The 8,228-nt window shown below is 74.6% G+C and carries 1 protein-coding gene and 1 pseudogene; both read left to right on the top strand.

Annotated elements, in window-relative coordinates:
• A partial coding sequence (locus Acy02nite_RS43880; protein WP_203755459.1) for a type I polyketide synthase occupies positions 1–2,572 on the top strand: 2,572 nt, incomplete at its 5' end.
• Between the two features lie 40 nt (positions 2,573–2,612).
• Positions 2,613–8,210 (top strand): annotated as a pseudogene (locus tag Acy02nite_RS43875) (SDR family NAD(P)-dependent oxidoreductase); the annotation flags it as partial.
• Between the last annotated feature and the right edge of the window lie 18 nt (positions 8,211–8,228).

The following is an 8,228-nucleotide window of genomic DNA, read 5'->3' as shown; positions in this document are numbered from 1 at the left end:
CGCGTTCCGCCACCGCAGGTTCTGGCCGCGGCCGCGGACCGGACCGGCCGGTGACGCGTCCGGGCTGGGCTTGGACGGCACCGGGCACCCGCTGATCGGCGCGGCCGTCGCGCTGCCCTCCGGGGACAGCGTGTTCACCGGCAAGCTCACCGCCCGCAGCCACCCCTGGCTGCCGGACCACGCCGTGGGCGGCCGCACCGTGGTCCCGGGCACCGCGCTGGTCGAGATGGCGCTGGCCGCCGGCGATCAGGTGAATCGGCCCGTCCTCGACGAACTGGTGCTGCAGGCGCCGCTCGCCGTCGAGGAGACCGGCGGCGTGCCGATCCGCGTGATCGTGACCGCCGACGGCGCGTTGAGCATCCACTCGCGTTCCGGCGAGGACGAGGAGTGGGCGCTCAACGCCACCGGCACTCTCACCGCGGGCGACGCCCTTGCGCCCCAGGACGGCCTGATCGCCTGGCCCCCGGCCGGCGCGGACGAGATCGACGTGACCGGTTTCTACCCGGCCGCGGCGGCCGGCGGCCTCGAATACGGCCCCACCTTCCAGGGCCTCGGGCGGGTCTGGCGTCACGACGGCACGGTGTTCGCCGAGGTCGAGATCGACGAGCCGATTTCCGGGTACGGCCTTCACCCCGCCCTGTTCGACGCCGCGCTGCACGCCATCGGCGCCGGTGGGGCCCTCCCGTCCGAGGGTGGCATCCGCCTGCCGTTCGGTTTCACCGGCGTCCACCCGGCGCCGGGCCGACCGGCGGGCACGGTGACCGCCCTGCGCGTGGCGATCACCCCGGCCGCCGCCACCGACACGGTCCGGATCGTCCTCGCCGACCGGGACGGCGCCCCCGTCGCCACCGTCGAGAGCCTGGCCCTGCGACCGGTCGCCCCGGCCCAACTGGGCGGAGCCGCCGACCGGCTCCTGTACGGCATCGACTGGGTGCCGCAGCGGGTCGACGGCGTACCCGCCCCCGCGATCACCCTGGGCGACCCGCTGCCCGAGCCGGTCGACACCCTCGTCGTCGACGCGACCGCACCCGGCACCGCTCTCGACCGCGCCGGCACGCTGCTGGCCCTGCTGCAGGGCTGGCTGGCCGACCCGGCGTGGGCGTCGTTCCGGCTGGTGGTGCGCACGTTCGGCGAGGACCCGGACGGCGCCGCGCTGTGGGGACTCGTGCGCAGCGCGCAGTCGGAGAACCCGGGCCGGATCTTCCTGCTCGACGGGCCGGACAACGCGTTCTACCCGGTCCCGCAGGCACGGGTCCGTGGCGGCGACGTGCTGGTTCCCCGCCTGTCGCGGCTGCGACCCGGCGCCGCCCCGGACTTCGGGGACGGCACGGTGGTGGTGACCGGCGCGACCGGCACGCTCGGGCGCCTGGTGGCCGAGCATCTGGTGCGGGCTCACGGCGTACGCGAAATGATCCTGATGTCGCGGTCGGCGAAGCCGACACACATCGAGGGAGCTTCGGTACGGGCGGTCGCCTGTGACCTCGGGGATGCCGACGCGGTGGCCTCGGCGCTGTCGGGGGAGCGGATCTCGGCGGTGGTGCACGCGGCCGGGGTGCTCGACGACGCGCTGCTGACCGACCTGACGCCGGAGCGGCTGCGGACGGTGTTCCGGGCCAAGGTGGATGCGGCCAGGAACCTCGTGGCCGCCACGAAGGACCTGACGACGCTGGTGTTCTTCTCCTCGGCGGCCGGCCTCTTCGGTAACGCCGGGCAGGGCAACTACGCGGCGGCCAACGCGTTCCTCGACGCCTACGCGGAACAGTTGCGAGCCGAGGGCATCCCGGCGACCTCGATCGTCTGGGGCCTGTGGGACGCCGGCATGGGCGGCACGCTGGGCGACGCCGAACGTCGGCGCATGCGGGCCGGCGGCATCGTCCCCCTCACCGCCGAGCAGGGCCTCGCGGCCTTCGACGCCGCGGTCGCCACGCAGAGTCCGGTGGTCGCGGCGCTCGGGCTCGACCCGGCCGCGCTGGGGCAGGCGGCCGAGGCCGGCCTGCTGCCGCCACTGCTGTCGGGCCTGGCCCGGACCCCGCGCAAGACCGCCGCCCCGACCGGTCCGCTGCTCGGCGCGCGCCTGGCCGGGCTGGCCGCCGAGGATCAGGACCGGATCGTGCTGGAAACCGTTCAGGCGCAGGTCGCGGCGGTGCTCGGCCACGAGTCGAGCAGCGCGGTCCCGCCCGGCCGGGCGTTCCAGGAGCTGGGCTTCGACTCGCTCACCGCTGTCGACCTGCGCAACCGGCTGATGACGGTGACCGGCCTGCGGCTGCCCTCGACGCTGGTCTTCGACTACCCGAACGCCGCCGCGCTGGCCGGTCACCTCGCCGAGCAGCTGCGCCCCGAGGTGGTGTCCCCGGTCGTGGCCCTGCTGGCCGAGCTGGATCAGCTGGAACAGGGGCTGCGGGCGACCGCGGCCGACGACACCGAGCGGTCCCGGGTGACCGCGCGGCTGGCCGGCCTGCTCGCCGCCTGGCAGGGCGGACCGGGCGGCGGTGCGAGCCTGGCGCAGGAGCTCGAGACGGCCACCGACGACGAGATGTTCGACCTGCTCGGCAAGGAATTCGGAATCTCCTGAGTTACCCCGGAAGAGGCGTAGGCAGATGAGCGAGTCAGGACAGGTTCCGGAGGACCGGCTGAGGTATTTCCTCAAGCGGGTCACCGCCGAGCTGCACGAGACCCGGGAACGGCTGCGCGGGGCCGAGCAGGCCGCCGCCGAGCCGATCGCGATCGTGGGCATGGCCTGCCGTTTTCCCGGTGGCGTCCGGAATCCGCAGGACCTGTGGGAGCTGGTCGCGCAGGGCCGCGACGCGATCGGCGCGTTCCCGGACGACCGTGGCTGGGACGTCGAGAACCTCTACCACCCGGACCCCGACCACCCGGGCACGACGTACTCGCGCGAGGGCGGCTTCCTCGAGGACGCGGCCGACTTCGACCCCGGCCTGTTCGGGATCTCGCCGCGCGAGGCCCTGGCCATGGACCCGCAGCACCGGCTGCTGCTGGAGACGTCGTGGGAGGCGTTCGAGCGGGCCGGAACGAACCCGCTGGGCCTGCGCGGCTCGCGGACCGGCGTGTTCGTCGGCGTCATGTACAACGACTACGCGCTGGTCGTGCAGAACTCCGCGGACGCGGCCGAGGGGTTCATGGGCACCGGCGGCAGCATCGCCTCCGGCCGGGTGGCGTACTCCTTCGGGCTGGAGGGGCCCACCGTCACCGTCGACACGGCGTGCTCGTCGTCGCTGGTGGCGCTGCACCTGGCCGTGCAGGCGCTGCGCAACGGCGAGTGCGAGATGGCGCTGGCCGGTGGCGTGACCGTGATGGCGACCCCGAACACCTTCGTCGGCTTCTCCCGCCAGCGTGGCCTGGCCCCGGACGGGCGGTGCAAGTCGTTCGCCGAGGGCGCCGACGGCACCGGCTGGGGTGAGGGCGTCGGCATGCTCGTGGTCGAGCGGCTCTCCGACGCCCAGCGGCTCGGCCACCCGATCCTCGCTGTGGTGCGCGGCAGTGCGGTCAACTCCGACGGCGCCTCCAACGGCCTCACCGCCCCGAACGGGCCCTCCCAGCAGCGGGTCATCAAGCAGGCGCTGGCCGGCGCGCGCCTCGAACCGGCCGACGTGGACGCGGTCGAGGCGCACGGCACCGGCACGCCGCTGGGCGACCCGATCGAGGCGCAGGCGCTGTTGGCCACCTACGGCCAGAACCGGTCGGAGCCGCTCTGGCTGGGCTCGGTCAAGTCCAATCTGGGCCACACCCAGGCCGCGGCGGGGGTCGCCGGCATCATCAAGATGGTCCAGGCCATGCGGTACGGCGTCCTGCCGCGCACCCTGCACGTGGAGCGCCCGTCCTCGCAGGTCGACTGGACCGCCGGCGCCGTGGAACTGCTCACCGAGACCCGGGACTGGCCGTCCGTCGATCGCCCCCGGCGCGCGGCGGTCTCCTCGTTCGGCATCAGCGGCACCAACGCGCACGTCATCCTGGAAGCGCCGCCGGCCGTTGAAGCCGTGCCCGAGGTGACCGGGCCGCTGGTGTTCACCGCGGCCGACGAGACCGCCCTCGACGCCATGCTGGCCACCCGCTTCGAGCAGCCGCACGCCGCACGCACCCTGGCCGGACGGGCCGTGCTGGCGCACCGCGCCGTGCGCCTCGACGACACGACGACGATCCGCGGCGTCGCGCGCCCTGGCCGCCTGGCGATGCTGTTCACCGGCCAGGGCAGCCAGCGCGCCGCCATGGGACATGAGCTGTATCAGGCGTTTCCGACCTTCGCGGCCGCGTACGACGAGGTCGCCGCGCTGCTGGACATCCCGGATCTGGAGCCCGGACAGACCGGGTGGGCGCAGCCGGCGATCTTCGCGCTGCAGGTGGCGCAACTGGCGCTGCTGCGTTCGTGGGGCCTGCAGCCCGACGTGGTGGCCGGCCACTCGATCGGGGAGATCACCGCGGCGTACGCGGCCGGGGTGCTGACCCTCGCCGACGCGGCCACCATGGTCGCCGCCCGCGCGCGCCTGATGCAGGCGTTGCCCGGCGGCGGCGCCATGGTCGCGGTGCAGGCCGGCGCCGACGAGGTCCGCGCGGCGTTCCCGGACGTGGACATCGCGGCGATCAACAGCCCGGTGGCGGTCGTCGTCGCCGGCACCGAGGCGGAGATGGCCGCCGTCGAGCAGCACCCGTGGAAGACGACGCGGCTGCGGACCAGCCACGCGTTCCACTCACGGCTGATGGACCCGATGCTCGACGACTTCCGGGCCGTCGTGCGGACGCTGACCTTCACCGAGCCGCGCCTGCGCGCGATCTCCACTGCCGAGCCGGACCGGCCGCTGCGCTGGACCGACCCCGAGTACTGGGTACGGCAGGTCCGCGAACCGGTCCGATTCGCCGACGCTGCCGCCCTGCTCGACACCGGACGTGTCCTCGAGGTCGGCCCGGACACCGTGCTGGCCACCCTCGTGCCGGACGCGGTCGCCACGATGCGCCGCGGCCGACCGGAGGTGACGACGCTGGTCACGGCCGTCGCCACGCTGTTCGTCGATGGCGCCGACGTCGACTGGCCGGCCGTCGTCGGCGGCACCGGCCACGCCGACCTGCCGACCTATCCGTTCACGCACCGCCGGTTGTGGCCGCGCCCGCGTCCCGGCGGGGCCGGCGACGCGCACGGCCTCGGCCTGGAACCGACCGGCCACCCGCTGCTCGGCGCCGCGATCGAGATCCCGGATGCGCAGACCCTCGTGCTCACCGGAACCCTGGACCCGGCCGCGCAGCCGTGGCTCACCGAGCACCGCGTGACCGACCGCATGATCGTCCCGGGTGCCGCCCTGGCCGAGCTGGTCCTGACCGCGGCCGGCCGGGCCGGCCTTCCGGCGATCGAGGAACTCCTGCTGCAGGCGCCGCTCATACTGCCGGGCCGGGGCAGTGTCCCGGTCCGCGTCACGGTCACCGCCGACCAGGTCAGCGTGCACAGCCGCGAGGGCGAGGACGGGCCGTGGACGCTGCACGCCACCGGCACGCTCGCCGCCGCGCCGGCGCCCGACCCCGACGCCGATCTGGTCACCTGGCCACCGGCCGGGGCCGAGGAGCTGCCGATCGCCGGCCTGTACGAGACGTTCGCCGACGCCGGGCTCACCTACGGGCCGGCCTTCCGGGGGCTGCGCCGGCTGTGGCGGCGCGGGGACGAGGTGTTCGCCGAGGTGCGCACCGAGGCGCCGGTCGACGGATACGGGCTGCACCCGGCCCTGGTCGACGCGGTGCTGCACGCCATCGGGCCGGCCGCCATGCTGCCCGGCGAGGGACTGCGGCTGCCGTTCGCGTTCGCCGGGGTGCACCGCTTCGCGCCGGCCGGCAACACCCTGCGCGCGCGGCTGGTCAGTGCCGGCGCCGACGCTGTGCGCCTCGACCTGGCCGACCCGGCCGGCCTGCCGGTGGCCGGCGTGGAGCGGCTCACCCTGCGCCCGGTCGCGGCGGCGCAGCTGGCCGACCGGGTCACCTACGGCGTGGAATGGGTGCCCCGGCCGGCCTCCGCAACGCCCGCGACGGCGATCACCCTCGGTGAGCAACTGCCCGGAAAGCCGGTCGAGGTGCTGGTCGTGGACGCGTCCGCGCCCGGTGACACGTATGCGCGGACGGTCTCCCTGCTCGCCCAGCTGCAGGCCTGGCTGGCCGACCCGGCGTGGGCCGGGTCGCGGCTGGTCGTGCGGACGTTCGGCGACGACCCGTCGGACGCTGCGCTGTGGGGGCTGGTGCGCAGCGCCCAGTCGGAGAACCCGGGCCGGATCTTCCTGCTGGACGGGCCGGACGACGAGTTCTACCCGGTGCCGCAGGCCCGGGTCCGCGACGGCGTGGTCCAGGTGCCACGCCTGGTCCGGGTCACCGGCAGCGAGACGCCCGACTTCGGGGACGGCGCTGTGCTGGTGACCGGTGCGACGGGCACGCTGGGCCGGCTGATCGCGCAACATCTGGTGCGGGCTCACGGCGTACGCGAGCTGGTGCTGATGTCCCGGTCGGCGAAGCCTACGGAGATCGAGGGGGCGACGGTACGGGCGGTCGCCTGCGATCTGGGTGATGCGAGCGCCGTGGCCGAGGCATTGCGGGGCCAGCGGATCTCCGCGGTGGTCCATGCGGCCGGTGTCCTCGACGACGCGCTGCTGACCGATCTGACCCCCGAGCGGGTACGGACGGTGTTCCGCGCCAAGGTGGACGCCGCGCGTAACGTCGTCGCTGCCACGAGCGGGCTGAAAGCGCTGATCCTGTTCTCCTCGGCGGCCGGCATCCTCGGCAACCCGGGCCAGGGCAACTACGCCGCCGCGAACTCCTTCCTCGACGCCTACGCGGAGGAGCTCCGCGCCCAAGGGATCCCGGCCACCTCGCTCGCGTGGGGCCTCTGGGAGTCCGGCATGGGCGGCGCGCTCAGCGACGCCGAGCAGCGCCGGATCCGGCAGGGCGGCATCGTAGCGTTCACCGCCGAGCAGGGTCTGGCCGCCTTCGACGCCGCCCTGGCCACCGGCCGCTCCCTGGTCGTCCCGGTCGCTCTCGACCTGGCCGCGCTACGCCATGCCCCCGCGGTGCCGCCGGTGCTGGCCGGCCTCGTCCCGGCCGCGCGCACCGGTCCCGACGAGCAGGCTCTCGCCGCCTTCCAGCGCAACCTGGCCCGGATGAGCGCCGACGACCGCCACGTCGCACTGACCGATCTGGTGAACCGGCAGACCGCGATCGTTCTGGGACACGCCGAGACGGCGACTCTCGACCCCGGCCGCCCGTTCCTGGAGGCGGGCTTCGACTCGCTCACCTCGGTCGAGCTGCGCAACCGGCTGGCGGCCGCGACCGGACTGAAACTGCCGACCACGCTGCTGTTCGACCAGCCCACGCCCGGTGCGCTCGTGGACCACCTGGCCGCACAGTTCGACGGCACGCCGCAGACGGCGTCCGCGCCGGCCGGCGGCACGCTCGGGACGATGTTCCGCCAGGCCGAGCAGACCGGCCGTACCGGGGAGTTCTTCCAGGTCCTGGTGGGCGCCTCGGCGTTCCGGCCGGCCTTCCGCACACCGGCCGAGCTGCCCCGGCCGGTCGAGGTGGTACGCCTGGCCACCGGCGACGAGACGCCGGCGCTGGTCTGCCTGCCGTCGATCCTGGCCATCTCCGGGCCGCACCAGTACGTCCGGTTCGCAGGCGCGCTGCGCGGACGACGGACCGTGGCCGCGGTCGCCGCCCCCGGCTTCGGCCCCGGCGAGCTGCTCCCGGCCACGGTGCAGGCCGTCGTGCAGGCGCAGGCCGAGGCGATCCGCGCGCGTCTCGGCGAGAGCCCGTTCGTCCTGGTCGGGCACTCCTCGGGCGGCATGCTGGCCCAGGCGGTCGCCGCCGAGCTCGAGTCCGGCGGGGTTGGCGTTACCGGCCTCGTGCTGATCGACATCTACTCGCACGACGTGGAGGCGCTCGCCGGCATCCAGCCGGCGCTGAGCAGCGGCATGATCGAGCGTGAGGACGGCTACGTGCCGATGGACGACACCCGGCTCACCGCGATGGGCGGGTACGTCCGGCTGTTCCACGGCTGGCAGCCGACCCCGATCACGGCGCCGACCCTGCTGGTCCGGGCCACCGAGCCGATGTTCGGCTGGTCCCGCGACGGCGACTGGCGATCGTCCTGGACCCTTCCGCACCTCGCCGTGGACACGCCCGGCAACCACTTCTCGGTCATGGAGGAACACGCCACCGCGACGGCGAAGGTCGTCGACGAGTGGATCACC

Source organism: Actinoplanes cyaneus, from assembly GCF_016862095.1.
GTDB classification, from domain to species: domain Bacteria; phylum Actinomycetota; class Actinomycetes; order Mycobacteriales; family Micromonosporaceae; genus Actinoplanes; species Actinoplanes cyaneus.
Note: the sequence above shows the minus strand (reverse complement) of the source record. Positions and strands in the feature narration are given on the sequence as shown.